The sequence below is a fragment of the Hymenobacter monticola genome (assembly GCF_022811645.1).
Taxonomy (GTDB): domain Bacteria; phylum Bacteroidota; class Bacteroidia; order Cytophagales; family Hymenobacteraceae; genus Hymenobacter; species Hymenobacter monticola.
This window is the reverse complement of sequence record NZ_CP094534.1, coordinates 1,519,741-1,544,622: the sequence shown is the minus strand read 5'-3', so window position 1 is coordinate 1,544,622 and position 24,882 is coordinate 1,519,741. Positions and strand designations below refer to the sequence as shown.

The window sequence follows — 24,882 nt, the reverse complement described above, 5'->3', positions numbered from 1 at the left end:
TGGGGGCAGCGAGCCCCTGACTCGCCAGCCCCATCGACACTTTCGCCTTGACCTAGGCACGGACTCGCAGCGTCCTCGCTACAGTTCATGTCCTTACCTTTGCAGCGCGTTCCGAACCTCGGGGCGCGCTTTTCATTTGTTATGGCTGAAAGAGAAGTTCGGGTGCGTTTCGCGCCTTCCCCCACCGGCCCGCTGCACATTGGCGGCGTGCGCACGGCCCTGTACAACTACCTGCTGGCCCGCAAGCTGGGCGGCAAGATGCTGCTGCGCATCGAAGACACCGACCAAAACCGCTTCGTGCCCGGCGCCGAGGAGTACATCCTCGAAGCCCTGGCCTGGTGCGGCATCGTGATTGACGAAGGGCAAGGCGTGGGCGGCCCCCACGGCCCGTACAAGCAGAGCGAGCGCAAGCCCATGTACAAGCAGTACGCCGACCAGCTCATTGCCGACGGCTTTGCCTACTACGCCTTCGATACGGCCGAGGAGCTGGACGCCATGCGCGCCCGCCTGCAGGCCGCCAAGGTGCCCAACCCGCAGTACAACAGCATCACCCGTGCCCAGATGCGCAACTCCCTCACCCTGCCCGAAGACGAGGTGAAGCAGCTGCTCGACAGCGGCGCGCCCTACGTAATTCGCCTGAAAGTGCCCCGCAAGGAGGAAGTACGCTTTCAGGACTTGATTCGCGGCTGGGTGGTGGTGCACTCTTCGGCCATCGATGACAAGGTGCTGATGAAGTCGGACGGCATGCCGACCTACCACCTGGCCAACATCGTGGACGACCATTTGATGGAAATCTCGCACGTCATCCGGGGCGAGGAGTGGCTGCCCTCGGCGCCGCTGCACGTGCTGCTCTACCGCTACCTGGGCTGGGAGAAGACCATGCCGCAGTTTGCCCACCTGCCCCTGCTGCTCAAGCCCGACGGCACCGGCAAGCTCAGCAAGCGCGACGGCGACCGCCTGGGCTTCCCGGTGTTTCCGCTGGAGTGGCACGGCATCGACGGCGAAACCGGCGAGCCCACCGTGAGCCGCGGCTACCGCGAAGACGGCTACCTGCCCGAGGCGCTGGTGAACTTCCTGGCCTTCCTGGGCTGGAACCCCGGCACGCAGCAGGAGATTTTCTCGATGGACGAGCTGATTCAGGCCTTCTCCATTGAGCGCGTGAGCAAGTCGCCGGCCAAGTTCGACCAGAACAAGGTGAAGTGGTTCAACGAGCACTACCTGCGCGCCAAGCCCAACGCCGAACTGGCGCCCTACCTGCTCACGGCCCTGCAGGAGCACGGCATTGATTGCTTGCCGGAGAAAGCCGAGCAAATTGTGGGCGTGATGAAGGAGCGCGTGAGCTTCCCCAACGACTTCTGGCAGGAGGCCAAGTACTTCTTCCAGGCCCCCACGGAGTACGACGAGGCCGTCATCAGCAAGAAGTGGAACGCCCAGGTGGCCGCCGCCCTCACGGCTTACGCCGACGGCCTGCCCGCCAACTCGGAGCCCAGCGCCAACGCCGAAGTGCTGAAAAGCATCTTCAACCAAACCGTGGAGGCCCAGGGCATGAAGCCCGGCCAGGTGTTGCAGGCCCTGCGCGTGGCCGTGACCGGCGCCGCCGCCGGCCCCGACCTGTTCGAAACCCTGGCCATCCTGGGCTCGGGCGAGGTGGCCGAGCGGCTGCGCAAGGCCGTGGAGCGACTGCCCGTGGCGGCGTAGCTGCGGCAGGTTTCTTCGGAGACTTACCAGATGCAATTTTGCCCCGGTGGGCACAGAGAAGGCGGACCGATGGGTCCGCCTTTTTTTGTGGGGATTTTACCCAATCGGGCGAATTCGCGTAAAGCAGGCAATAGCATCTGCCCAATTCTTTTCGTTATGGCCAAGAAACCCGTCAAGCCCAAGAAAACCGCTGCCGACCCCGACAAGAAAGCCCGCGTCCACAAAGAGCTGGAGGGCTTCGAGATTGGCGTGAACCCGCTGGGCGAAATCACCTCCAACTACAGCATCGAGCAAATCAACCAGTTTCTGGGCCGCCACGTGCGCGACAAAAAACTGGTGGACCGCGCCGGCCAGTTTGGCGAAAAGCCCACACCCGAAGAACTGGAAGATGAGGCCTTCCCCATTGCCGACGCCGAGCACAACCCCGAACCCGAAGAATCGGACGAGGACTTCATGCGCCGCACGAGCCGCGAGGCCAAGCGCAAAAAATCGGTAGAAGACCCCGACAAAGAAGTGGCCGAAACTCGCAGCGAGCTGCCGGACGACGAGTAGTCCGCTCGGATTACAGCGTTTGAGTGTTGCCGGTGCGCAGACCTTTTTCGAAGGTTTCGACCCGTATCAGCTGGCCGTTCTGGTAGGTTTCGGTGCGCGTGGTTTTGTTGCCTTCGTAGACGTCGACCTGGGTGAGCTGGCCGTCCTTATACTTCTCGGCCCGCGTGATGGTGCCGTCGTTATATGTTTGTACGTCAGTCACCTGGCCGGTGGGGTTGTAGCTCGTCCAGGTGCCGTACCAGAAGAAGCGCGGGGCCCGGCCTTTGCCGGTTACCCACTGGGCCGAACCTTTGCGGGCCACTTGGCCATCGGGGTGCCAATAGGTTACCTCGCAGAGCCCGTCTTTTTGGTATTGCTCGGTGCGGTCGAGCTGGCCCGTGGGGTTGTAGTAGTTGAAGGTGCGCACGGGTCGGCCGTGGCGGTAGCGCCCTGTGGTGAAAGGCTGCTTCTTATAATCGTCGTAGTAAGTGCGCCAGCGGCCGTTTTCCAGGCCGTGACGGTCGAAATGGTTGGGGCGCCAGAAGCCGCGCCGGCCGGCCTGGGAAGAAGGCTTTGAGCTGGCACAAGCACCTAGAAGTGCCGTCAGGCAGCATAGAAGCAGATAGCGGGAAAGGCGCATGAGCAGAGAGCGTTAAGTTTAACTATAAATTTAGTTGAAACACTTCGTTAACGCAAGCAGCCTAAAATATTGTTGCTCTCGGCCAGAAGTTTTTTCGGCACCGCTTCGGGCCCGCTCCTATCTTTGGCTGCATCAACCTTTTCTTTCTGCGCCATGCATTCCCACGACGTCGATTACCGCATTCTCGGGTCCGATATCCAGGTTCTGGAAATTGAGCTGGACCCCAACGAAACCGTCATTGCCGAAGCCGGAGCCATGGTGTACATGGAGGAAGGCATCGCTTTCGAAACCAAGATGGGCGACGGTTCCGAGCCCGAGCAGGGCTTCATGGGCAAGCTGTTTTCGGCCGGCACCCGCCTCATCACCGGCGAGTCGTTGTTTCTGACGCACTTCACGCACCGCGGCGGCTACGGCAAAAGCCGGGTGGCGTTCTCGGCGCCCTACCCGGGCACCATCATTCCCATCAACCTGGGCGACATGCCTACGGGCCTCATCGTGCAGAAAGACGGCTTCCTGGCCGCGGCCCGCGGCACCAAAATCAGCCTGCACTTCAACCAAAAACTCGGGGCTGGCCTGTTTGGCGGCGAGGGCTTCATCCTGCAGCGCCTTACCGGCGACGGCAAGGCCTTCGTGCACGCCGGCGGCACCATCATCGAAAAACGGCTCAACAACGACATGCTGCGCGTGGACACGGGCTGCGTGGTGGCCTTCGAGCCCGGCATTGATTTCAGCGTGGCCCGGGCCGGCGGCCTCAAGTCGATGATATTCGGCGGCGAGGGCCTGTTGCTGGCCACCTTGCGCGGCACCGGCCGCGTGTGGCTCCAATCGATGCCCGTTAAAAAGTTGATTCAGGCGCTGGCTCCTTCCGGCGGCAATGCGCAGAAGGAAAGCGGCTCGGTGCTGGGCGGGCTGCTCGGCGGCGGCCTGATTGGCAGTATGCTCGACGAGTAAGGCCGCGGCTTCAGGCCGGCGCCGTGTTCCCGCCTAGATGGTCGGCTCGCTCATGCCTTGCACTGCACATATTACGGCCACTACAATCAAAGCCCCAATGGCCAGGCCAACGCGCAATAAAAACTTGTAGTCGTTGTTCTCGTCGTGCTTGCGTCGGTCGCGCTCACGGCGTTGGCTACGGGTTTTGTAAGGCCGTTTATAGGCCGATTTGCGGTCTGCGGGAATACGGGCGAGTGCGGGCATAAGCAGGAATATTAAGGTAATATTACATCATATCCTTGAATTCCGCTAATTCGTTGATTTGGAATTTTCTGAAAAATGTGCTTGCTGCTGATAAACGCCTTTTTTTATTCCACTAACTCCGGTTGAGGCTAAGCAATAGCCACTTACGAACCCTAGCCGATTAGCTGCGCAGCCGTTTGCAGCACGGCTTCCAGCACGTCGCGGGTGTTGAGCAGGCGCGGCACTTTGTGCTGGCCGCCCAGCTTGCCCTGCCCGGCCAGCCAGGCCTCAAAAGTGCCGGCGGGCACTGCGTGCACCCGGGGTGGCACCAAAGCCAGACTGCGGTGGCGTTTGGCCGCGTAGTCGGAATTCAGTTCGCACAGCGTGGCGTCGAGTACGGCCCCGAAGCGGGCCAGGTCGGGGCGTGCGGCGCCCGGTGCAAACTCCACCGCCCACTCGTGGCCCCCGCGCGAGGCCGCGTTGTCGGCCGCGAACCACACGGGCGCGGCCGTGAAGTCGCGCACGGCCGCTGCCGTGGCCTGGCTGGCAGCGGCCACGGCGGCTTCGGCGTTTTCAATGACGACCTCTTCGCCGAAGGCATTGAGAAAGTGCTTGGTGCGCCCGGTGATGCGCACCCGATACGGTGCCCGCGAGGTGAAGCGCACGGTGTCGCCCACCAGGTAGCGCCACAGGCCCGCGTTGGTGCTGATGACCAGCGCATAGGGCCTATGCAGTTCTACATCGGCCAAGGGAACGGGGCGCGGGTCGGGGGCCTCCCACTGGTCGGCGGGCAGGAACTCGTAGTAGATGCCGTGGTCGAGCAGCAGCAGCAGGTCTTCACTGTCGGGCTGGTCCTGCAGCGCGAAGTAGCCTTCAGAGGCGTTGTAGATTTCGAGGTAGCGCATGCGCGCATCCGGAATCAGCTGGCGAAACAGCTCGCGGTAGGGCCCGAAGGCCACGGCTCCGTGCAGAAACAGGCGCAGCTGCGGCCACACCTGCGTGATGTGTTCGGCGCCGGCCAGGGCCACCACGCGGCGCAGCAGCACCACCATCCAAGTGGGCACGCCGGCCAGCACGCGCACGTCCTGGTGCAGCACGTGCCGGGCAATGCGCTCGATTTTCTCTTCCCACTCGCTCAGCAGCGCCAGGTGCAGCGGGGGCGTACGCAGCCCCTCAGCCCAGCCCGGCAGCTGCGCCATGATGACGGCCGACACGTCGCCGGCGCGCGAGGCGGGCTCCTGCGGCCGGAACGGGTTGGCCGCGTGCGCGCCGCCCAACGACAGCGTTTTGCCGGCCAGCAACCGTTCCTGCGGGTAGAAATGCGTACTCAGGGCCAGCATGTCGCGCCCGGCGCGGTAGTGGCACTCCTGCAGCGCCTCCCGCGTGACGGGGATGTACTTGCTGCGGGCGTTGGTGGTGCCGCTGCTTTTGGCAAACCAGCGCGGGCAGCCGGGCCACAGCACGTCGGGCTGGCCGCGCAACACCTTTTCCAGTTCGGGGTACAGCTGCTCGTAGGTGCTCACCGGCACGCGGCGGCCAAACTCGGCGGCCGACAGTTGCTCGCGGTAGCCGTAGCGCCGGCCCCACTCGGTGCCCTGGGCCCGGCGCAGCAGGTGGGCCAGCAAGTGGGCCTGCAGGGCGTCGGGCTGCTCCTGCACGCGGGCGATGCGGGGCAGGCTGCTCCACTGAACGGCACGGGCGAGTAGCTGGTCGAGCATAGGCAGGGTTTCTAACTGGGCAATAAATCGGTCATGCTGCGCGCAGCCGAAGCATTCCGCGTGCAATAGTAAACCCTGTCAATTGGATTACTACCGCACGCGAGATGCTTCGGCTGCGCGCAGCATGACCGTCTTTTCTGTTTTGCTCCTTTCTATCTAGATGTTGCGCTTGAGCTCGAAATTTTTGCCCAGGTACACGCGGCGCACGGTTTCATCGCTGGCCAGCTCCTCGGCGGTGCCGGCTTTCAGCAACTTGCCTTCGAAAAGCAAATACGCGCGGTCCACGATGCTGAGGGTGGAGTTCACGTCGTGGTCGGTGATGAGCACGCCGATGCCGCGGTGCTTGAGCTTGGCCACGATGCCCTGAATTTCTTCGGTCGCAATGGGGTCGACGCCGGCAAAGGGCTCATCGAGAAGCACGAACTTGGGGTCGACGGCCAGGGCGCGGGCAATTTCGGTGCGGCGCCGCTCGCCGCCGCTCAGCACCTTGCCCAGGTTTTTGCGCACGTGGCCCAGGCTGAATTCGTCAAGCAGCTCTTCCACTTTGGCCTGGCGGGCCTCCTTCTTCATGGGAGTCATTTCGAGCACGGCCATGATGTTTTCCTCCACGCTCAGGTCGCGAAACACGCTGGCTTCCTGGGCCAGGTAGCCCACCCCCAGGCGGGCCCGCTGGTAGATGGGCATGGTCGTGATTTCGGTGGTGTCGAGGTAGATGCGGCCGCTGTTGGGCTTCACCATACCCACCATCATGTAGAAGCAGGTAGTTTTGCCGGCGCCGTTGGGCCCGAGCAGGCCCACGATTTCGCCCTGCTCCACGGTCACCGACATGTCGTTGACCACGGTGCGGGCCTTGTATTTTTTGACGAGGTGGTCGGCGCGAAGAATCATAGCAGCAAAGGTACGGGCGAAGGCGAAGGGAAGATTAATTGCTTCCCAACGACGGAAACCGCTTAAATATGCGGCTTGCCGAACAGTTGGGTTGATTTTTTGCGCTACTTTTAACCCTTGTTATCAACCCCACCCCAAAACTTTACTTTATATGACGGTTAAAAGACTACTCCTCGCGGGGGGCGCGCTGCTGGTCGGCACGTCGGCTGCCTCTGCCAGCGGCTTTCAGGTGAACCTCAACGGGCAGAAAAACAACGGCATGGGCGGCGTGGGCGTGGCCCTGACGCTGGACCAGGCCGCCATGTTCTACAACCCCGGCGCCCTGGCCATGGTGCGCGAAAACGGCGTGCAGGTGGGCGTGAATGCCGCCATTGCCCGCAACGCCTTTGTGCCCGAAAGCGGCGGCGGCCAGTCCAGCCTGCGCAATACCCTGGTAACGCCGGCCAACTTCTACGCCGGCTTCGGCCCGAAGGAAGGCAAGTGGAAAATCGGCATCGGCGCCTACACGCCCTTCGGCAGCGAGCTGCACTACGCCAACAACTGGGAAGGCCGCTACAGCCTGACCGACATCAACCTGCGCGCCATCTTCGCGCAGGTCACGGCTTCCTACGCCATCACGCCGCAGCTGAGCGTGGGCGCGGGCCTGGTGATGCTGGCCTACGGCGACGTGGACCTGCAGCGCGACGTGCCCCTTTCGGCCCAGAGCGGCGCCCCCACGCCCCACGTCACCCTCAACGGCAAGGCTAAGCAGAGCTTCGGCTACAACGCCGGCATCTACTTCAAGCCCAGCGACCAACTGGCGGTGGGCGTGAGCTACCGCTCCCAGGTGGACGCCAAGATTGAGGGCGGCGACGTGCGCCTGCGCGACGTGGTTTACTCGACGGGCGGCAACTTCACAGCCACCCAGTTCTCGGCCACGCTGCCGCTGCCGGCCACCGCCAGCGCGGGCATCGCCGTGATGCCGAGCGAGAAACTGACCATTTCGGCCGAAGCCAACCTGGTGTTCTGGAATACCTACCGCACGCTCGACTTCACCTTCAGCGGCAACAACGGCTACGGCGACCGCGCCGCTACCCCCACCACCCCGGCCGTAACGGGCACGCCCGGCCTGCTGGGCGGCAGCAGCTCCTCGTCGGCCAAGCGCTACTATCAGGACGCCCTGTGCTTCCGCCTCGGCGCCCAATACAAAGTGACCGATGGCCTGACGGTGCGCGCCGGCGGCTTTTTCGACCAAGCGGCCGTGAAGGACGGCTACGTGACGCCCGAAACGCCCGACGCTGACCGCATTGGCCTGACGGCCGGTGCTTCGTACGAGTTCGGCAAGCGCTTCGGCATCGACGCCTCGTTCCTGTTCGAAGACTTCCTCAAGCGCAGCCAGACCCAGGCCGACCTGCTGAACAACGGCACCACCGACCGCGTGGCCGGCACCTACAAAACCACCATTGCCGTGCCCGGCGTGGGGCTGTACGTTAAATTCTAATTCCCACCGGCTTCCCCCCGACGCATTATCATGAAACGCTTTACTACCTCTTCGCTGCCGGCGCTGGCCTTGTTGGGCCTGGTGCTGGGCGGCTGCCAGCCCGAACTGGACCAACCGACGGCTTCGGCCGGCTCGGCCGATTTCTCGCGCTACATCGCCGTGGGCAACTCCCTCACGGCCGGCTTCTCCGATAACGGCTTGTACCGCGAAGGCCAGTTGAATTCTTATCCCAGCATTCTGGCTCAGCAATTTGCCCAGGTGGGCGGCGGCCCCTTTGTGCAGCCGCTGTTCACCGAAGCCCAATCGAAGGGCTCGGGCTACGTGCAGCTGCTGGGCTTCACCCCCGCCACGGCCACGGCACTGAGCTCGCCCATCACGGGCACGGTGGCGGGCAATGGCGGCCGCTCCACGGCCACCTCGGCGCCGTACACCAAGTTCCTGGACCCCATCAACAACCTGGGCGTGCCGGGCATTCGCATGTCCGACATTCTGACGCCGGGCTACGGCAGCCTCGCGGGCAACCCCTACTTCGAGCGCATCACGCCCGACGCCACGCCCCTGCAAACCTACCTGCAGCGCGTGCAGGCCACGGTGGCCAGCATCAAGCCCACCTTCTTCACCGAGTGGCTGGGCAACAACGACGTGCTGGGCTACGCCACCGCCGGCGGCGCAGTGGCCAGCAGCGGCATCACCCCAGCCACTACTTTCGCCGTGAACACCAGCTACGTGCTGGATGCCCTGACGGCTGGCGGCGCCAAGGGCGTGGTGGCCACCATCCCGGACGTAACAAACATTCCGTTCTTCACGGCCGTGGGCCCGTCGTTCCGCGCCAACCTGGACCTCAACAAGGTACCAACGGCCGCACCCTTCGTGTACACCACCGGTGTGCTAGCCCCCGGCCAAGCCAACACCCGCGTAAGCACCACGATAGCAAGCGTCCGCGATGCCAACGGCACCGGCAACCTGCTGCTCACCCTCACGGCTTCGCCGTACGTGAGTCTGTACGGCCGCCCGAGCGGCAAGTATTGGCGCGACTTCTACCGGCAGGCCACGGGCGCGGCGCCCACCGGCCCGGCTTTCAGCGGCTTCCTGACCGCTATTGGCGTGACCGATACCACCAAAGGGTTTGGCCAAGCGACGGAGAACCCCTTCCCGAGCACGCTGGTGCTGGACGGCACCGAGCAAACCAACGTCACCTCGGCCACGAACAACTTCAACGCGACGCTGACGGCAGCGGCTAACACCCGCCAGCTGGCCATTTTCGACTCGAACGCCTTCTTCCGCGGGGTGGCCCAAGGCGGCTACGTGACCAACGGCGTGAACAACACGGCCGGCTTCATTTCCGGCAACCTGTTCAGCCTCGACGGCGTGCACCCCACGCCGCGCGGCTACGCGGTGATTGCCAACGAGATGATGAAGGTCATCAACGCCAAATACGGCAGCTCGCTCCGGCAGGTCGATGCCAACAGCTACCGCGGCGTGCTGTTCCCCTAAGCTGGGCCAGCCTCCGTTCGCAAGCAGCAAAAAGCGCCAGTCCGGTTCGGGCTGGCGCTTTTTTTTAGTTATCAGGTTAGGAAGCCAGCCCCGTTTTGGGACCGCCCGTCTTAATTTGCAGGCTTAATGGTTTTGCGCAACCCCTATTTTTTACGCCCTAAACGTCATAATCTATGACCAAACGTTACTCGTTCCTGAAGAAGATTGCGCTGCTTTCGGCCGTGACAGCCGCCCTGCTCACCGGTTGCCAAAAGGACTCGGAAACGCCGGCCCCCACGAGCAAAACGCAGTTGCTGACCAGCGACCCCTGGCACATCACGGCTTATACCCGCACCACAGGCAGCGCCGCGGCCGCCGATTACCTGGCCACGGCCTTTCCGACGACGTGTGAGCGCGACGACCGGTACGCGTTCAACACCAACGGGGTGCAGATTCGCACGGAAGGGCCCTCGGCTTGTAGCGGCGGCAACTCGCAAACGGTGGTGGGCACCTACCCCTGGAACATGAATGCGGACCAAAGCCAACTGACCATCGGCGGCACCACGTTCGACATTGTGCGCCTCACGGCCGATGCCCTGCAGCTGCGCTCGACGCGCACCAGCAACGGCACCACCATCGTGGATAACGTGACTTACGCCAACTAAGCCGCTACCTGCGCCGCCAAGTGCGCCGCAATAAGCCGGGCGTGGTGCCGGCCGTTCTCGATGAACCAGCGGCTGGTGGCGCGGCCGCCGCACACGGTGCCGGCCACGAACAGACCGGGCCGCGTGGTTTCGTGGGTGGCAGGGTCGAAGAGCGGGGCGCGGGCCTCGTCGGCGGGGTCGGGCTCTACGCCAAGGCGGCCGAGCAGGGCTTCGTCGGGGTGGTAGCCGGTGAGGGCGTACACAAAATCGGTGGGAATGGTGAGCGGGCCGTCGGGCGTGAGGACGTCAACGGCGTCGGGCCGGATGGCGGTGACGCAGGTGTTGAAGTGCGCCGTGATGCGGCCCTCGGCAATGCGGTTGACGAGGTCGGGGCGAATCCAGTACTTCACGGAGGAACTGATTTCGGGGCCGCGCACGATGAGCGTGACCTTGGCGCCGGCGCGGGTCATTTGCAGGGCGGCTTTGGCCGAGGAATTTTTGGCGCCGATGACGACGACATTTTGCAGCACGTGCTGGTAAGGCTCTTTGTAGTAGTGGCTGACGTGGGGTAGGTCCTCGCCGGGCACGCCCAGTGGGTTGGGCAGGTCGTAGAAGCCGGTGGCCACGATGACGTTGCGGGTCGGAATTTCGCCTTTGCTGGTGGTAATGGTGAAATTGCCTTGCTCGCCCTCCAGCTTCAGCACGGTTTCGTGCAGGCGGATGTCGAGCTTTTCGCTGCGCGCCACGCGCTGATAGTAATCGAGGGCGTCTTCGCGCAGGGGCTTGTAGTGGGCCGTGGGAAAGGGGTAGCCGCCGATTTCGAGCAGGTCGGGCGTGGAGAAGAACTCCATGTTGGTGGGGTAGCCGATGATGGAGTTGACCAGCGCACCCTTTTCGATGATGGCCACTTTCAGGTCTTTGCGCTGGGTTTCGAGGGCGCAGGCCAGGCCCACGGGGCCGGCCCCGATGATAAGAACGTCGAGCATAAAAATCTTGGGCAAAGTAGCGCGAACTTTGTAGTTCGCGTCCTTGCGTTGTTGTGTACGAAATTGACCGTGCGGCAACGCGAACTACAAAGTTCGCGCTACTTCTATGCGTACCTGCGACTTGTGCGGCAGCACTGATTTTAAGAAGCTGCCCTTTTACTACGAATTTGAAGGCCAACGGCTGCAAGGCACCCAGTGCCGCAGCTGCGCCCTGATGTTTCTGGACCCGCAGCCCACGCCCGCGCAGCTGGAACGGCTCTACGGCAAGGACTATTTCACGGAGCGCCCCAACTACGACCGGACCCAGCAGGAGGTCACGTTCATTGAAGAAGGCCAGAAGCAGGATGCCTTAAACCAGGTGCGGCCCGACAAGTTCACCGACTACATCCTAGCCAAATACCCCGGCCGCAATTTCCGCTACCTCGACGTGGGCTGCGGCCCCGGCTACACCCTCAAAAGCCTAGAGCGCCTGGGCTGGGATGCCCACGGTCTCGAAATTTCGGAGCACGCCGCCGACTTTGCCCGCCGCGAGCTGCACCTGCCCGTGGTGACGGGCAACATCGAAACCACCGAAGATTTCCACGAAAACCAGTTCGACCTCGCCTATATGGGCGACGTGCTGGAGCACCTGCTCTCGCCCAGCGCCACGCTGGCCAAGTTCCACCGCATTCTGGAGCCGGGCGGGCTGCTGGTGCTGGCCCTGCCGGCCACGCTCAACCTGCCCGCCGTGCGCCTGGGCTTCGCGGCCTACGGCGCCTTGGGCAAGGAGCGCAAAATGGACATTCCGCCCTATCACCTGTTTGAGTTCACACCCGCTACCATCACCAAAATGCTGAAAAAGCAGGGCTTTGAAGTGGTGGAACTGCTGAATCCGGTGAAGCCGCCTAAGAACATCCGGCTGGGGGGCAGCGTGGTGGAGAAAGTGAGCAAGCTGGCCGGGCAATACCCCACTTATTATTTAAACAAGCTGACCGGGCGGTTTGGCGACCGCATGTTTGTGGTGGCCCGGAATATGAAGGCGGCTTAACCTGCCTCGCTCCTTTTCATAACCAGCCCTTTACGCTGGCATAACACGACGCCAGGAACTTTGAGGCATCAAATCCTCGATGTTATTTCCTTGCTTCGCATGAAAAACGTTACCCTTTTGCGCTCGGCCCGCCTGGCTACTTTGGGCCTGCTACCAGTGCTGGCTGCCTGCTCCGATAAAAAAGACGAAACCCAGCCTAGCAGCGCGGTAGAGCTGAAAGCCTACTCCGTGAACCCGGCGCTGGTGAAGGCCATGCCGGGCTTCGAGAGCCTGCAGGTGCTGCCGCTCATTTCGTCCGACGACGTGCTGGCCGGCTCGCCCAACTTCGTTTTCGGCCCCCAGCCCGACGGGGCCGGCCTGCTCAAAAATCCGGCCGCTGAGGGTGGCTTCGTGCTGATTAACAACCACGAGATTTCGCAGTCGGTGTCGCGGGTGTACCTCGACAAGACGTTTAAGCCGGTGCGCGGCGAGTACATTGTGGACTACAACGGCGGCACCACCCGCCTGTGCTCGGCCACGCTGGCCACGCCGGAGGAACACGGCTTCTCGGTGCCCACCTTCCTGACGGCCGGCGAAAGCGGCGCCGAAAGCATGGTGCACGCCATCGACCCGCTGGGCGTCATTGACAAAGCCAACACCACCCGCCGCAAGCCCGCCCTGGGCAAAGCCAGCATGGAAAACGCCGTGCCGCTGAACAAGCAAGCTTACCCCGGCAAGACCGTCATTGCCATCGGCGAAGACGACACCAACGGCCAGGTGCTGCTCTACGTGAGCGACACGCCCGGCGACCTCGACAACGGCAAGCTCTACATGCTGAAGCGCACCGGCGGCGACCCCGTGGAAACCAACATGGTGCAAGGCACCAGCTACGACGTGGAGTGGGTGGAAGTGCCCAACGCCAAAACCATGACCGGCGCCCAGATTGCCGCCTTTTCGACCAGCAGCGGCGTGTTGCAGCTGGCCCGCGTGGAGGACCTGGACTACCGCAAGGGCAGCGCCGCCAACAACCGCGAGCTGTACTTCACGGCCACCGGGGTGAGCGCCGCCGACAAGCTGACGCCCGTGGCCGGCAAGACCATGTGGGGCCGCGTGTACAAGCTGAACCTGAACGCCACCGACCCCGTGGGCCCCGCCAAGCTGGCCGTGGCCGTGGACGGCGCCGACACGCCCGGCAGCTACATCGTGAACCCGGACAACCTGTGCGTGACCGAGAACTACGTGTACATTCAGGAGGACGGGGACTCGTTCTACATCAACAACGACCACGACGGCCGCGTGTGGCAGCACAACATCAACACGCCCACCCAGCGCGCCAAGGTGATGCTGGAAATGGACCACCGCCGCACCGACGCCACCTTCAACGCCAAGTACAACCCCGCCAACGTGGTGCTGAAAAGCTCCTGGGAATACGGCGCCATGTACGACATCAGCGACCTGGTGAATACGCCCAACACCTTCCTGCTCAACCTGCACCCCCACACCTGGCAGGACAACAAGTTTAAGAATGCCGACGGCTCGGGCGCGGCGGCCAACACCAACAACGAGGGCGGCCAGGTGGTCATCCTGCGCGGCGTGGCCAAATAAGCAGCCATTTGCGAAATATTCCCAACACCCTCTGCCGGCTTCGGCGGGGGGTGTTTTCTGGCTTTTGGCTCCTACGCCGGCCGAGTGCGCTGAACGACGTAGGGGCGGGGCCTGCCCCCGCCCATCGTTGAGCGAAATCGTTGAGACGGCGCAAACGCCCGGGCGGGGGCAAGCCCCGCCCCTACGTCGTTCGGCCCCGTGAGCCACCTCCTTTTTTTGATGAAAAACCGTTTCGCTGCTTTCGCCGGCTTGTGCTTGGTTGTAGGCTTAAGCTACTGCCATTCCGAAGGCGGCCAGCAGACCGCGCCGCCCGACTCCTCCCCTACCGGCCAGACGACCGAGCAGGCCAACTCCCGTCCCGCCCGGTTGAAAGCGGCCGTAGCCCGCGACCTAGAGTCGCTGGTCAAGCGCATCGACCAGGAGCTGTTGCCGCTGACGCAACGGCCCATCAGCCAGCCGTTGCCCGTCGATTCGCTGCGGCTTGCGTTTCGGCGCTGCCGACTGGCCTACAAGCAGGTGGAGCCCTTCACCGAATACTTCTTGCCGGCCACCAGCAAGCTGGTGAACGGAGCGCCGGTGGCCGAAGTAGAAGTTGAGGAAACCAAGATGTTTGAGCCGGCTGGCCTGCAAGTCATCGAACCCCTACTCTACCCCAGCCCGGCCCCGGCGGCGCAGGACTCAGCCGCGCGGGGCGAGCTGCGGCGGCAGGTGGGCCGCCTGCGCCGGCAGGTGCGGGCCCTGCAGTTGGCCTGGGCCGACCAGGAATTCACCGATGCTCACGTGTTCGACGCGCTGCGGCAGCAAGTGTTTCGGGTGGTGGCGCTGGGCATCACGGGCTTTGACACACCGCTCTCGCCCGCTGCTACATTGCCCGAAGCCGCCGCCGCGCTGGCTGCCCTCGAAGCCCCGCTGCGCCTTTACGCCACGACGACAAATGACAAGGCCGGGCCGCTGGCGCAGCTGTCCGCCGCCCGCGCCGCCCTGCAGCGCCAGCCAGATTTCGCGGCGTTCGACCGGCTGGCCTTCGTGCGCAACCTGGCCAACCCCCTGGGGCGCGGCCTGCTGGCGCTGGAGCGGCAACTGGACATCGCTCCGTTTCCCGGCGAACTACGGGCGCTGCGCCCGGAAGCGGCTACGCTGTTTGATACCGACGCCTTCAATCCCGACTTCTACACCGGCAACCGGCAGTGGTTCAGCAAATCCGCCAAGGTGGCGCTGGGCCGGCAGCTGTTTTTCGACCCCGTGCTAAGCGGGGGCGGCGGCCGCTCCTGCGCCTCCTGCCACCAGCCGGGCCGTGCCTTCACCGACGGGCTGGCCTTGAGCGCCACGCTCAGCGGCGGCACCCTGCGCCGCAACACGCCCACCATCCTCAACGCCGGCCTGCAGGCTGCGCAGTTTGCCGATATGCGCGCCCCCACCCTTGAAAATCAGGCCATCGACGTGGTGGGCAGCCGCGATGAAATGCACGGCTCCCTGGATGCTGCCGCCGGCCGCCTGGCTCGACAGCCGCGCTACGCCGCGCAGTTTCGCCAGGCGTTTCCAGAGAGTGAGGCCTCCGGTGGCCCGCTGGTGAGCCCCGTTCGCATCCAGAACGCGCTGGCGGCCTACGAGCGCAGCCTCGTGCGCCTGAACGCGCCCTTCGACCGCTACGTGCGCGGCGACAAGGGCGCCGTGCTCGATGCCGCCGCCGTGCGGGGCTTCAACCTGTTTGCCGGCCGGGCCCGCTGCGCCACCTGTCACTTTCTGCCCCTCACCAACGGCACTGCGCCGCCCGCCTTCCAGGACTCGGAGGCCGAGGTACTGGGCGTGCCCGAGCGGCCCGGCTCCCGCCGTCTCGACCCCGACGAAGGCCGCTACGTGCACACCAAGCTGGCCCCACTGCGCCATGCCTTCAAAACGCCTACGCTGCGCAACGTGGCCCTCACCGCTCCCTACATGCACAATGGCCAGTACCGCACGCTGGAAGAAGTGCTGCATTTCTACAACGAGGGAGGCGGCTTGGGCCTGGGCATAGCCGTCGACAATCAGACCCTGCCGCCCGACAAGCTGCACCTGACGCCCCGCGACGTGGCCGATTTGAAAGCTTTTCTGGTGGCTTTGACCGATACGGCGGGGCAGCACTAGGATTGCCGCAGGCACAAAAAACGCCTGAAGCTTGAGCGGCTTCAGGCGTTTTCGTTCAACGCGAGGCGAAGCGGAGCTTCGCGGTACACGTTCTTACAGCAGTTCGGTGCTGCGCTTCACGAAGGCCGTCAGCGCCTCGCCTTTCAGCAGGCCTTGCGAGAGCAGGGCCAGGTCAAACGCCTGCTTGGCCAGCTGGTCACCGCCGTCGGCCAGCACCTTGCTCACCAGCGGGTGATTGGCGTTCACGGTCACGTCGTACGACTCGGGGAAGGCGCCAAACATCTGCATGCCGCCCCCGCCGCCGGTGCGCTGCATGTCCTTCATGCGGCGCATGAACTCGTTTTGGGTGATGACCACCGGGGCGTCCTGGGGCGAGAGGGCGGCCACCTTCACATGCATGGCCGGGTTGGAGATGGCCGACGTGAAGGTTTCTTCCAGCTTCTTGGTGTCGTCTTCGCTCAGCACGCTTTCGGTGGCGTCGTCCTTCTCGATGAGTTTGCTCACCGTGTCGGCATCCACGCGCTTGAAGCTGGTTTTTTCGAGCTTCTGCTCCAGCAGGCCCACGAAGTGCGGGTCGAGCACCTGGTCGAAGTTCAGCACGTCGTAACCCCGGTCCTGTGCGGCGGCCACAAAGCTGTGCTGGGCTTCGGCGTCGTTGGTGTAAAGCACCACCGTGTTGTCGTTCTTGTCCTGCTGGTTGGCCTGCACGTGCTCGGTGTACTCGTTCAGGGTGAACAGCTTGCCGTCTACGTTCTTGAGCAGCACGAAGTCCTTGGCCTTGTCATAGAACTTGTCGTCGGAGAGCATGCCGTACTTCACGAACAGGCCGATGTCAGACCATTTCTCCTCGTAGCCGGCGCGGTCCTGCTTGAACAGGCTGCTTAGCTTGTCGGCCACCTTCTTGGTGATGTAGGTGTTGATTTTCTTCACCGCGGCGTCGGCCTGCAGGAAGCTGCGGCTCACGTTCAGCGGGATGTCGGGCGAGTCAATCACGCCGTGTAGCAGCATCAGGAACTCGGGCACCACGTCCTTCACCTCATCGGTGATGAACACCTGGCGCGAGTAGAGCTGAATCTTGTTGCGCTGGAACTGCAGCTCGTCCTTCACCTTCGGGAAGTACAGAATACCCGTGAGGTTGAACGGGTAGTCCACGTTCAGGTGAATCCAAAACAGGGGCTCGTCGGCGCTCATGGGGTAGAGCTCCTGGTAGAATTTCTTGTAGTCCTCATCGGTCAGCTCGCTGGGCTGCTTGGTCCAGATGGGGTTCGTGTCGTTGATGAGTTCGCCCTCAAACTCAATCTGAATGGGCAGAAAGCGGCAGTATTTGGCCAGGATGCCGCGCAGGCGGCCCTCCTCCAGGAACTCGTCCGAATCTTCGGCCACGTGCAGCACCACGTCCGTGCCGCGCTCGGCTTTGGCGTGCTCGCCTTCGGTTTCTTCGAGGGTGAACTCGGTGCTGCCATCGCAGGTCCAGTGGGCCGTCAGGGTGTCGTCTTTGTACGACTTCGACCAGATTTCCACTTCCTTGGCCACCATGAAGGCCGAGTAGAAGCCCAGGCCGAACTGCCCGATAATCTGGTCTTTGGCGTTGGCGTCCTTCTCCTTGTACTGCTCCACGAACTCGGTGGCACCGGAGAAGGCAATCTGGTTGATGTACTTCTTGATTTCCTCGGCCGTCATGCCCAGGCCGTGGTCGGAAATCGTGATTTTGCGGGCTTCTTTGTCCACGGTCACGCGCACTTTCAGCTCGCCGAGGTCGCCCTGGTACTCGCCCAGCTGGGCCAGGCTCTTCAGCTTTTGGGTGGCATCAACGGCATTGCTGACCAGTTCCCGCAGGAAGATTTCGTGGTCGGAATACAAGAACTTCTTGATGATGGGGAAGATGTTCTCGGTGTGGATGGAGATGGAGCCGGTTTCTTGCATGATATAAAGTGGAACGGTTGAAAACAGACGGAATGGCGGGGCGCGGGGCGCCCTGGCGCATCCTACCCGGCATTCAAAGCCCGTTCCAAGGGGTATGGTGCTGTCAATCTGACAGCGAGGCCGGACGTTGCCATTGCGCTGTACGCGCGTGCCGGCAGCCCTCTACAGCATGTACATGGGCCGGGGCTCGCTCACGTTGCCGGGTGCCGGGCCGGTGCCGTGCACGGCGTCCCACTCGGCCATCAGGCCGGGCACCCGGCCGGAATAGTCGCTGAGCCAGTGCAGGCCGGGCACGACCGTGGAAAAAAACTGGATGTCGAACCGAATGAACGGCCGAAACAAGGCAATCAGCGAATCGATGGCCAGTTGGTTGTGTACCCGGCGGCGGCTGATGACCACCACCACCTGCTCGAGGGGCAGCTTCACCAGCACGGGCATCCAGTTCACCCCCAGCCATACCTGGTCGTACACCGAGATATCCGGAAAGGTGTTCATTTCCAGTAGCATGTGGCGAATGCTGTGCTTATTCACCAGTTGCAGCAGCAATTCGGCGCTGCTGCGGAAGCTGCGCATGTCTTCGCCCGCGGCCCATTCCACGCGCAACAAGCTCAGGGCTTCATCATATTGCAGCGAAAGGTCCGGAATGCTGGTAATTATCACAAAAAGGTCGTTAACAAGTGGCTTTGAGCCAGAAGCCGAGGGCCCTACGTAATAGCGTAGCAGGTTGGATTGCCTCAAGCCCAAAATTTAGCAACTTTTTTTCGAACAGGCAGCTTTCGTCGTTTTCCCCCATCTTTGCATTGTGCAAGCCCTGCGTTCTCACCTCGCCCTACTGTTGCTGCTCTGCCTCGTGCGGACGCTGCTGCCGGAGGCGTGGGTGCTAGCGCTGCACGGCCACGAGCACACCACTGAGGAGCCCGCCCAGGCTCCGGCCTTCCGGCACAAGGGCAAAGCCCTCATCAGCAAAGAGCACAAGCACTGCCAGGTAGAAGACTTCTACAACGTGCCGTTTGTGGCCGGGGCGCCCATTCTGGTGCCGGTGCCGGTTGCGCGCCCGTGCTTTGCTACCCTGCCTGTGCCCACGGTGGCCACGGCCCCCTGGATTGCGCGGGAGCCGGCTCAGCTGCGTGGCCCGCCGGCCGCCTAAGCGGCACCCTGGCTTTCCGATTTTAAGCTACGCCCTGCCCCGACTGCGCCGCGGTCTGGGGCCGGCTTGCGCTTACGCCGCCTGCGGGCGGCTCACCTGCATTTTTCATGGGTATTGTTTCCTGCCTGCCGGGCCGCGCTGCGGTGTGGCTGGGCATGGCACTAGCGGGCCTACTGGCCCAGCCGGGCCGGGCGCAAACAGCGGGCGCGCAAGCCAACTGCACGCTGGCCCTGGCTGGCCGCGTGGCCGACCACGAAACGGGCACGCTGTTGCCCGGCGCCACCGTGCGCCTGCTCGAAACCGGCGAAGTGAGCCCCACCGACGCCCTCGGCAACTATCACTTTCACGTCTGCCCGGGGTTCTATCACCTGGAGGTGAGCTTTGTGGGCTACCGCCCCGAAGCCCTGGAGATGCGCGTGGCCACCTCGGAGGTGCGCAACTTCCAGCTGCACCCCGATGCCGTGCAGCTGCAGGGCGCGGTGGTGCGCGGACAGGCCGCACCGGCCACTGCCACCCAGGCCACGGCCGCGCTAACCGGGCGCGACCTGGCCGCCACCCGCGGCCAGGGCCTGGGCGAGGCCCTGCTGAAAGTGAGCGGCGTGGCGGCCATCCAGACCGGCCCGAACGTGTTCAAGCCCATGATACACGGCTTGCATTCCAACCGCGTAGCCTTGCTGAACAACGGGGTGCGGCAGGAAGGCCAGCAGTGGGGCCAGGACCACGGACCCGAAATCGACCCCTTCGTGGCCTCGCAGCTGGCGGTGGTGAAGGGTGCGGCCGGCGTGCGCTACGGCGCCGACGCCATTGGTGGGGTGGTGCTGGTGCAGCCGGCGGCCCTGCCCGATTCGGCCGGCACCACCGGCGAGGTGCATTTGGTGGGGGCCAGCAACAACGGCCTGGGGGCGGCGTCGGCCACGGCGCAGGGCTCGCCGAAAAAGCTGCCGGCGCTGGCGTGGCGGGCGCAGGGCACCGTGCGCCGAGCGGGCCTGTCGCGCACGCCGGATTATTGGATAAGCTCCACCGCGCTGGCCGAGTACAACTACTCGGGCGCGGTGGGCTGGCGCAAGGCGCGCTGGGGTACGGAGGTGTTTCTGAGCCAGTACAATGCCAAGCTGGGCCTATACCCGGTGCCGGAAAACTGGAACCGGGCGGCGCGGGACGAGTCGGTGCCACCGCTGCCGGCCTCCTTCAGCTACGACCTGGACCGGCCTTACCAGCAGATTCAGCACACCTTACTCAAGCTCAGCAGCTTTTACAAGCTGAATGGCTGGGGCGGGCGGCTGAACCTGACGCTGGCCCAGCAGAGCGACCGCCGGGGCGAGTACGACAAGTACCGGCCGCGCAACGACAACGTGGCGGCCCGCAACCTGCCCGAGCTCGACTACCGCAACCAAACCACCACCGCCGACCTGCGCTGGGAGCCCCACCTGCACGGCAACTTTGGCGGCGAAGTGGGCTTGAGCGGCACGTATCAGGACAATACTTACCGGCCGGGCAGCCGCTTTTTCATTCCGTACTACACCAACGCGGTGGGCGGTGCCTACGCCATTGGGCGCTGGCACCCCGGCGCCTGGCTGCTGGAGGCCGGCCTGCGCCTCGACCGGCGCCACCTCGATACCTGCCGACCCACGCGGGTGAGTGGGGCGTTTGATGTGGTGCAGGAACAGTTTGCCTTCACTACGCCGGCGCTGTCGGGCGGGGTGGTGCGCGAACTGGGGCCGCACCTCACCCTGCGCGCCGACGCCAGCCTGATGCAGCGCGCCCCCGCCGCTAACGAGCGCGCCAGCCAGGGCGTGCACAACGGCATCTACGAGGAAGGCTACGACATCACCCGGCCGCCCGGCACGCCGGCGCTGGGGCCGGAAACGGCCCGCTCGCTGGCCCTGAGCCTGACCTGGCACGACCACCCACGCCTCAACGGCGAGCTGACCGTGTACCAAAACCACATCGATAACTACATCTACCAGACGCCCATTGCGCCGGTGCTCGACATCCGGGGCCTGTTTCCCTCCTACCGCTACCAGCAGACCGATGCCCGGTTTCGGGGCCTGGACTTGCTGGTGGCCTACCGGCTGGCGCGGCCCCTCACGCTGGGTCTGAAAGCCGCCACGGTGGTGGAGCGCGACCTGCGGCTGGACGACTACCTAATACTAGCCCCCGCCGACCGGCTGGAAAGCTGGCTGCGCTACGAGGCCCCGGGCCCGGCGGCGCACAGGCTCAGTGGCTTCTATGCCCAGGTGGGTGCGCAGGCCGTGCGCCGCCAGACCCGCGTGCCGCGCGACAACGAGCAGCGCGACTACCAGGACCCGCCCGCCGGCTACTGGCTGTTGGACGCCGAAGTGGGCGGCGCGCTCCGGCTGGGCGCCCACACGCCGCTGAGCATCAGCCTGACGGGCACCAACCTGCTCGACCAGCGCTACCGCGACTACCTGAACCGCTACCGCTACTTCCTCGACGAGCTGGGCCGCAACGTGACGCTGCGCCTGCGCGTGCCGCTGGCTTTTGGCGCGGCCCGGAAGTAGCCTTTGCGCTGGCACAAGCCCTGCCATTTCAACTTTTTACGCATTCAATCAATCACGTTTTTCACATTTTCACCTCTTTCCCATGACCATTTTCCAATCCCGCTTCCGTTTGGCCGCCCTGCTGCTGGCCGCTCCGCTCGTTTTTGCTTCGTGCAAAAAAGACAAGGATGAGCCCACGCCCGACGAGGACAACGAGCAAATCACGACGGTGACCTACGTGCTGACACCCACTGGCGGCGGCGCGGCGGCTACCGTAACCTGGCGCGACGTGGACGGCACCGGCGGCAATGCCCCCACCATTGGCACGCTCAACCTGCGGCCCAACACCACCTACACCGGCGCCATCACGCTGCTCGACGAAACCAAGAACCCGGTGGTGAACACCTCCGAGGAGATTGCCAAGGAAAAAGACGAGCACTTGTTCGTGTACACGCCCACGCCGGCCAGCCTGCTCGCCATCACCCGCACCGATACCGACTCGAAAAACCTGCCCGTGGGCCTGGTCACCCGCTTGGTAACCAACGCCGCCGGCACGGGCAGCCTGGTGGTGACCCTGCGCCACCAGCCCGGTACCAAGGACGGCACCGCCGGCCCCGGCGATACCGATGTGGAAGTGACTTTCCCCGTGACGGTGCAGTAGCGCGCCTTCGGCAAAGCCTTTTTCGGAGACACCGGGTTTCCTTGGCCGTTGTGAGTGCGGCGGGGAAATCTGGCAGGCCGGGCCGCGCGTCTGCAAGCGCGGGGCCCGGCCGGGCTTCGGAACAGGTTTGATTGCTTCCTCGCCCATCCTTTGGGCCTCACTTGCCGTTCATGCGGCAGTTTTACGTTTGCTTTTATGATTAACCGCATTCCGCTGACCATTTCGTTGGTACTGGGCGGCTTTTTTGTTTCGGCGGCCCAAACCGCGCCCGTGGCCACGCCGGCGGTGGCCGCCCGCGGCCGGGCCACGGCCCCGCCCCTCACCGGCCGCGTGGCCGACGCCGCCACGGACGAGGCACTGCCCGGCGCCAACGTCATTTTCACCGATTTGAAGCAGGGCGCCGCCACCGGGCCCGATGGCTCGTTCAGCTTTGCCAACCTGCCTCGCGGGCGCTTCACCATGCAGGTGCGCTCGCTGGGCTACAATACGGTGACGCAGACCGTGGACACGGGCAGCGGGCAGCCGCTGGAAATCAAGCTGACGGCCGCGGCCACCGAAATTGGCCAGGTGGTGGTCACGGGCGTGAGCCAGGCCACGCAGCTGCGGCGCTCACCGGTGCCAACGACGGTGGTTGACCGCACGCGACTCAACCAGACCTCCGGCTCTAACATTGTGGATGCCATTGCGCACACCCCGGGCGTGGCCCAGATTACAACCGGCGCGGCCATCAGCAAGCCCGTAGTGCGCGGACTGGGCTACAACCGCGTGGTGACGCTGAACAACGGCGCCCGGCAGGAAGGCCAGCAGTGGGGCGACGAGCACGGCATTGAGATTGACGAGTTTAGCATCGACCGGGCCGAGATTATCAAGGGGCCGGGCTCGCTGCTGTACGGGTCCGATGCCATGGCCGGCGTCATCAACTTCGTGGCGCCCGACCCCGTGGCCGAGGGCCGCATTATTGGCACGGCCACGGCCAACTACCAGACCAACAACCACCAGCAGGGCTACTCGCTGCTGAACGCGGGCAACCTCAACGGCCTGAACTGGCTGGTGCGCGGCACCCGCAAGGTGGCCGGCAACTACCAGAACCGCTACGACGGCCGCGTGTACAACTCCGGCTTTAATGAGTGGGACGCCAACGGCTACGTGGGCGTAAACAAAAGCTGGGGCTATTCGCACTTCACCTTCAGCAGCTTCAACCAGCGCGTGGGGCTTACCGAGGGCGCCCGCGACCCGCAAACCGGCCGCTTCCTGAAAGACGTGCCCAGCGGCGACTCGACGGTGAGCGTGCCCGTGACCGACGCCGACCTGCACGGCTATGGCCTGGCTGTGCCCCAGCAGCAAATCAACCACCTGCGCATCGGGACGGATAATAACTTCATTCTGGGCGAAAACGGCGCCCGCCTCACGCTGCAGGTGAGTTACCAGCAGAACCTGCGCCGCGAGTACGGCAGCGCGCTCGACCCGGCGGAAACCTCGCTCTACTTCCAGCTGCGGACCGTGGACTACGCCCTGCGCTACTTCCTGCCTGAGAAAAATGGCTGGAACCTGACCTTGGGCAGCACCGGCTTGCACCAGCAAAACCGCAACCTGGGCGTGGAATTCCTGATTCCGGCCTACCGCGTGAACGAGGGCGGCGTGTTTGGCGTGGCCAAGAAAACCATCGGCGCGCTGGACATCAGCGGCGGCTTGCGCTACGACATTCGGCAGATTTCAGCCGACCGCCTCTCGCTCGACGGCAATGAGCGGCCCAGCACCAACCCCACGGCCGAAACCAAGTTTCCGGGCTTCGAGAGCAATTTTCACAACTATAGCGGCAGCCTGGGGCTGGCCTACAGCCTCAGCGAGCGCCTGACGGTGAAAGCAAACCTGGCCCGCGGCTTCCGGGCGCCCAACATTGCCGAGCTGGGCTCGAACGGCAAGCACGAGGGCACCATCCGCTACGAAATTGGCAACGAAAACCTGGCCGCCGAAACCAGCCTGCAGGTGGATGTCGGCGTGAGCTACGCCTCGGAGCACGTCAGCTTCAGCGTCGATGCGTTTGAGAACAGCATAAGCAACTACATTTTCACGCGCCGCCTGCTCACGGCCAGCGGGGCCGACTCGCTGCGCGACGACACCGGCGCCTACAAGTACGAGCAAGGCCAGGCCCGCCTCTACGGCGGCGAGGTGAGCCTCGACTTTCACCCCCACCCGCTAGACTGGCTGCACTTCGAAAACGCGTTTTCGATGGTGCGCGCCCGGCAGCTGAACGTAGAAGCTGACCAGCGCTACCTGCCTTTCATCCCGGCCGACCGGCTGCAGTCGGAACTGCGGGCCAACTTCCGCCGCCAGGGCAAGCGCCTCACCAACCCCTACGCCCGCCTGCAGATGGAGCGCACCTTCGCCCAAAACCGCTTCTTCTCGGCCTTCGACACCGAAACCGCCACGCCGGGCTACACGCTGTTCAACGCCGGCGTGGGCACCGACGTGGCTTCGGCCAGCGGCCGCACCCTGTTCTCGCTCTTCGTCACGGCCAACAACCTGTTCGACGTGGGCTACCAAAGCCACCTCAGCCGCCTGAAATATGCCGATTACAACGCCGCCAACGGGCGCACCGGCGTGTTCAACCAGGGGCGCAATGTGAGCGTGCGGCTGGTGGTGCCGCTGTCTTTTAAATGATAGCAAGAGGGCAAATTAATTAG

Annotated in this window: 20 protein-coding genes; 13 read left to right on the top strand and 7 right to left on the bottom strand. The window is 64.0% G+C overall.

What is annotated here, in order from left to right:
- Positions 1-141: 141 nt before the first annotated feature.
- Together gltX and MTP16_RS06485 are read left to right on the top strand one after the other, a co-directional pair.
- The gene (gltX, locus tag MTP16_RS06490; protein ID WP_243516987.1) at positions 142-1,698 is read left to right on the top strand and encodes a glutamate--tRNA ligase; all 1,557 of its coding nucleotides are present in this window, start codon (positions 142-144) and stop codon (positions 1,696-1,698) included.
- Positions 1,699-1,854: 156 nt separating this feature from the next.
- Positions 1,855-2,250, top strand: coding sequence for a hypothetical protein (locus MTP16_RS06485; protein WP_243516986.1), 396 nt, complete (start codon positions 1,855-1,857; stop codon positions 2,248-2,250).
- A gap of 10 nt (positions 2,251-2,260) precedes the next feature.
- On the opposite strand, the gene MTP16_RS06480 is transcribed toward MTP16_RS06485, so the two are convergent.
- On the bottom strand, positions 2,261-2,869 hold the full coding sequence (locus MTP16_RS06480) for a toxin-antitoxin system YwqK family antitoxin (protein WP_243516985.1): 609 nt from the start codon (positions 2,867-2,869) through the stop codon (positions 2,261-2,263).
- Between the two features lie 153 nt (positions 2,870-3,022).
- On the opposite strand from MTP16_RS06480, the gene MTP16_RS06475 reads away from it, so the two are divergent.
- The gene (locus MTP16_RS06475; RefSeq protein ID WP_243516983.1) at positions 3,023-3,820 is read left to right on the top strand and encodes a TIGR00266 family protein; all 798 of its coding nucleotides are present in this window, start codon (positions 3,023-3,025) and stop codon (positions 3,818-3,820) included.
- A gap of 33 nt (positions 3,821-3,853) precedes the next feature.
- On the opposite strand, the gene MTP16_RS06470 is transcribed toward MTP16_RS06475, so the two are convergent.
- The 3 genes from MTP16_RS06470 to lptB all read right to left on the bottom strand — a co-directional run bounded on the left by MTP16_RS06470 (position 3,854) and on the right by lptB (position 6,648).
- The gene (locus MTP16_RS06470) at positions 3,854-4,063 is read right to left on the bottom strand and encodes a hypothetical protein (protein ID WP_243516981.1); all 210 of its coding nucleotides are present in this window, start codon (positions 4,061-4,063) and stop codon (positions 3,854-3,856) included.
- 152 nt (positions 4,064-4,215) lie between these two features.
- Complete coding sequence (locus MTP16_RS06465) at positions 4,216-5,760, bottom strand: GH3 auxin-responsive promoter family protein (protein WP_243516980.1); 1,545 nt, start codon at positions 5,758-5,760, stop codon at positions 4,216-4,218.
- A gap of 156 nt (positions 5,761-5,916) precedes the next feature.
- Complete coding sequence (lptB, locus tag MTP16_RS06460; RefSeq protein ID WP_243516977.1) at positions 5,917-6,648, bottom strand: LPS export ABC transporter ATP-binding protein; 732 nt, start codon at positions 6,646-6,648, stop codon at positions 5,917-5,919.
- A 151-nt stretch (positions 6,649-6,799) separates the two neighbouring features.
- Here lptB and MTP16_RS06455 point away from each other — a divergent pair, with 151 nt between their 5' ends.
- The 3 genes from MTP16_RS06455 (at position 6,800) to MTP16_RS06445 (ending at position 10,266) form a co-directional block, all read left to right on the top strand.
- The gene (locus tag MTP16_RS06455; protein ID WP_243516974.1) at positions 6,800-8,128 is read left to right on the top strand and encodes an OmpP1/FadL family transporter; all 1,329 of its coding nucleotides are present in this window, start codon (positions 6,800-6,802) and stop codon (positions 8,126-8,128) included.
- A 30-nt stretch (positions 8,129-8,158) separates the two neighbouring features.
- Entirely contained in the window at positions 8,159-9,622 is a 1,464-nt protein-coding gene (locus MTP16_RS06450) for an SGNH/GDSL hydrolase family protein (protein ID WP_243516971.1), read from the top strand.
- 173 nt (positions 9,623-9,795) lie between these two features.
- Positions 9,796-10,266: a hypothetical protein gene (locus tag MTP16_RS06445; RefSeq protein WP_243516968.1), complete on the top strand. Its 471-nt coding sequence runs from the start codon at positions 9,796-9,798 to the stop codon at positions 10,264-10,266.
- On the opposite strand, the gene MTP16_RS06440 is transcribed toward MTP16_RS06445, so the two are convergent.
- Positions 10,263-11,231, bottom strand: coding sequence for a YpdA family putative bacillithiol disulfide reductase (locus tag MTP16_RS06440; RefSeq protein ID WP_243516966.1), 969 nt, complete (start codon positions 11,229-11,231; stop codon positions 10,263-10,265). The two genes, MTP16_RS06445 and MTP16_RS06440, sit on opposite strands and share 4 nt — an antisense overlap.
- A gap of 106 nt (positions 11,232-11,337) precedes the next feature.
- On the opposite strand from MTP16_RS06440, the gene MTP16_RS06435 reads away from it, so the two are divergent.
- The 3 genes from MTP16_RS06435 (at position 11,338) to MTP16_RS06425 (ending at position 15,966) form a co-directional block, all read left to right on the top strand.
- Complete coding sequence (locus tag MTP16_RS06435) at positions 11,338-12,258, top strand: class I SAM-dependent methyltransferase (RefSeq protein ID WP_243516964.1); 921 nt, start codon at positions 11,338-11,340, stop codon at positions 12,256-12,258.
- A 99-nt stretch (positions 12,259-12,357) separates the two neighbouring features.
- Positions 12,358-13,842, top strand: a complete 1,485-nt coding sequence (locus MTP16_RS06430) for an alkaline phosphatase PhoX (protein WP_243516963.1) — start codon at positions 12,358-12,360, stop codon at positions 13,840-13,842.
- Positions 13,843-14,061: 219 nt separating this feature from the next.
- The gene (locus tag MTP16_RS06425) at positions 14,062-15,966 is read left to right on the top strand and encodes a cytochrome-c peroxidase (protein ID WP_243516962.1); all 1,905 of its coding nucleotides are present in this window, start codon (positions 14,062-14,064) and stop codon (positions 15,964-15,966) included.
- A 93-nt stretch (positions 15,967-16,059) separates the two neighbouring features.
- Here MTP16_RS06425 and htpG read toward each other — a convergent pair whose 3' ends face one another.
- On the bottom strand, positions 16,060-17,889 hold the full coding sequence (htpG, locus tag MTP16_RS06420; protein ID WP_243516961.1) for a molecular chaperone HtpG: 1,830 nt from the start codon (positions 17,887-17,889) through the stop codon (positions 16,060-16,062).
- A 162-nt stretch (positions 17,890-18,051) separates the two neighbouring features.
- Positions 18,052-18,549, bottom strand: coding sequence for a hypothetical protein (locus MTP16_RS06415; protein ID WP_243516960.1), 498 nt, complete (start codon positions 18,547-18,549; stop codon positions 18,052-18,054).
- Positions 18,550-18,691: 142 nt separating this feature from the next.
- Here MTP16_RS06415 and MTP16_RS06410 point away from each other — a divergent pair, with 142 nt between their 5' ends.
- The 4 genes from MTP16_RS06410 (at position 18,692) to MTP16_RS06395 (ending at position 24,859) form a co-directional block, all read left to right on the top strand.
- Positions 18,692-19,036 carry a hypothetical protein gene (locus tag MTP16_RS06410; RefSeq protein WP_243516959.1) on the top strand — a complete coding sequence of 115 codons (345 nt, stop codon included), beginning with the start codon at positions 18,692-18,694 and terminating at the stop codon, positions 19,034-19,036.
- Positions 19,037-19,143: 107 nt separating this feature from the next.
- Positions 19,144-21,558, top strand: coding sequence for a TonB-dependent receptor (locus MTP16_RS06405; protein ID WP_243516957.1), 2,415 nt, complete (start codon positions 19,144-19,146; stop codon positions 21,556-21,558).
- An 82-nt stretch (positions 21,559-21,640) separates the two neighbouring features.
- Complete coding sequence (locus MTP16_RS06400; protein WP_243516954.1) at positions 21,641-22,198, top strand: hypothetical protein; 558 nt, start codon at positions 21,641-21,643, stop codon at positions 22,196-22,198.
- A gap of 195 nt (positions 22,199-22,393) precedes the next feature.
- Positions 22,394-24,859 (top strand): TonB-dependent receptor, encoded by a 2,466-nt coding sequence (locus tag MTP16_RS06395; protein ID WP_243516952.1) that lies wholly within the window; start codon positions 22,394-22,396, stop codon positions 24,857-24,859.
- The last annotated feature ends 23 nt before the right edge of the window (positions 24,860-24,882 follow it).

What these genes read in the sequence shown, in the direction of transcription:
- MTP16_RS06435 (WP_243516964.1), top strand. Translation starts at nt 11,338, where the DNA reads ATGCGTACCTGCGACTTGTGCGGCAGCACTGATTTTAAGAAGCTGCCC.
- MTP16_RS06455 (WP_243516974.1), top strand. Translation starts at nt 6,800, where the DNA reads ATGACGGTTAAAAGACTACTCCTCGCGGGGGGCGCGCTGCTGGTCGGC.
- MTP16_RS06470 (WP_243516981.1), bottom strand. Translation starts at nt 4,063, where the DNA reads ATGCCCGCACTCGCCCGTATTCCCGCAGACCGCAAATCGGCCTATAAA.
- MTP16_RS06465 (WP_243516980.1), bottom strand. Translation starts at nt 5,760, where the DNA reads ATGCTCGACCAGCTACTCGCCCGTGCCGTTCAGTGGAGCAGCCTGCCC.
- MTP16_RS06450 (WP_243516971.1), top strand. Translation starts at nt 8,159, where the DNA reads ATGAAACGCTTTACTACCTCTTCGCTGCCGGCGCTGGCCTTGTTGGGC.
- MTP16_RS06400 (WP_243516954.1), top strand. Translation starts at nt 21,641, where the DNA reads ATGACCATTTTCCAATCCCGCTTCCGTTTGGCCGCCCTGCTGCTGGCC.
- MTP16_RS06405 (WP_243516957.1), top strand. Translation starts at nt 19,144, where the DNA reads ATGGGTATTGTTTCCTGCCTGCCGGGCCGCGCTGCGGTGTGGCTGGGC.
- MTP16_RS06440 (WP_243516966.1), bottom strand. Translation starts at nt 11,231, where the DNA reads ATGCTCGACGTTCTTATCATCGGGGCCGGCCCCGTGGGCCTGGCCTGC.
- gltX (WP_243516987.1), top strand. Translation starts at nt 142, where the DNA reads ATGGCTGAAAGAGAAGTTCGGGTGCGTTTCGCGCCTTCCCCCACCGGC.
- MTP16_RS06485 (WP_243516986.1), top strand. Translation starts at nt 1,855, where the DNA reads ATGGCCAAGAAACCCGTCAAGCCCAAGAAAACCGCTGCCGACCCCGAC.
- lptB (WP_243516977.1), bottom strand. Translation starts at nt 6,648, where the DNA reads ATGATTCTTCGCGCCGACCACCTCGTCAAAAAATACAAGGCCCGCACC.
- htpG (WP_243516961.1), bottom strand. Translation starts at nt 17,889, where the DNA reads ATGCAAGAAACCGGCTCCATCTCCATCCACACCGAGAACATCTTCCCC.
- MTP16_RS06430 (WP_243516963.1), top strand. Translation starts at nt 12,358, where the DNA reads ATGAAAAACGTTACCCTTTTGCGCTCGGCCCGCCTGGCTACTTTGGGC.
- MTP16_RS06475 (WP_243516983.1), top strand. Translation starts at nt 3,023, where the DNA reads ATGCATTCCCACGACGTCGATTACCGCATTCTCGGGTCCGATATCCAG.
- MTP16_RS06445 (WP_243516968.1), top strand. Translation starts at nt 9,796, where the DNA reads ATGACCAAACGTTACTCGTTCCTGAAGAAGATTGCGCTGCTTTCGGCC.
- MTP16_RS06395 (WP_243516952.1), top strand. Translation starts at nt 22,394, where the DNA reads ATGATTAACCGCATTCCGCTGACCATTTCGTTGGTACTGGGCGGCTTT.
- MTP16_RS06480 (WP_243516985.1), bottom strand. Translation starts at nt 2,869, where the DNA reads ATGCGCCTTTCCCGCTATCTGCTTCTATGCTGCCTGACGGCACTTCTA.
- MTP16_RS06425 (WP_243516962.1), top strand. Translation starts at nt 14,062, where the DNA reads ATGAAAAACCGTTTCGCTGCTTTCGCCGGCTTGTGCTTGGTTGTAGGC.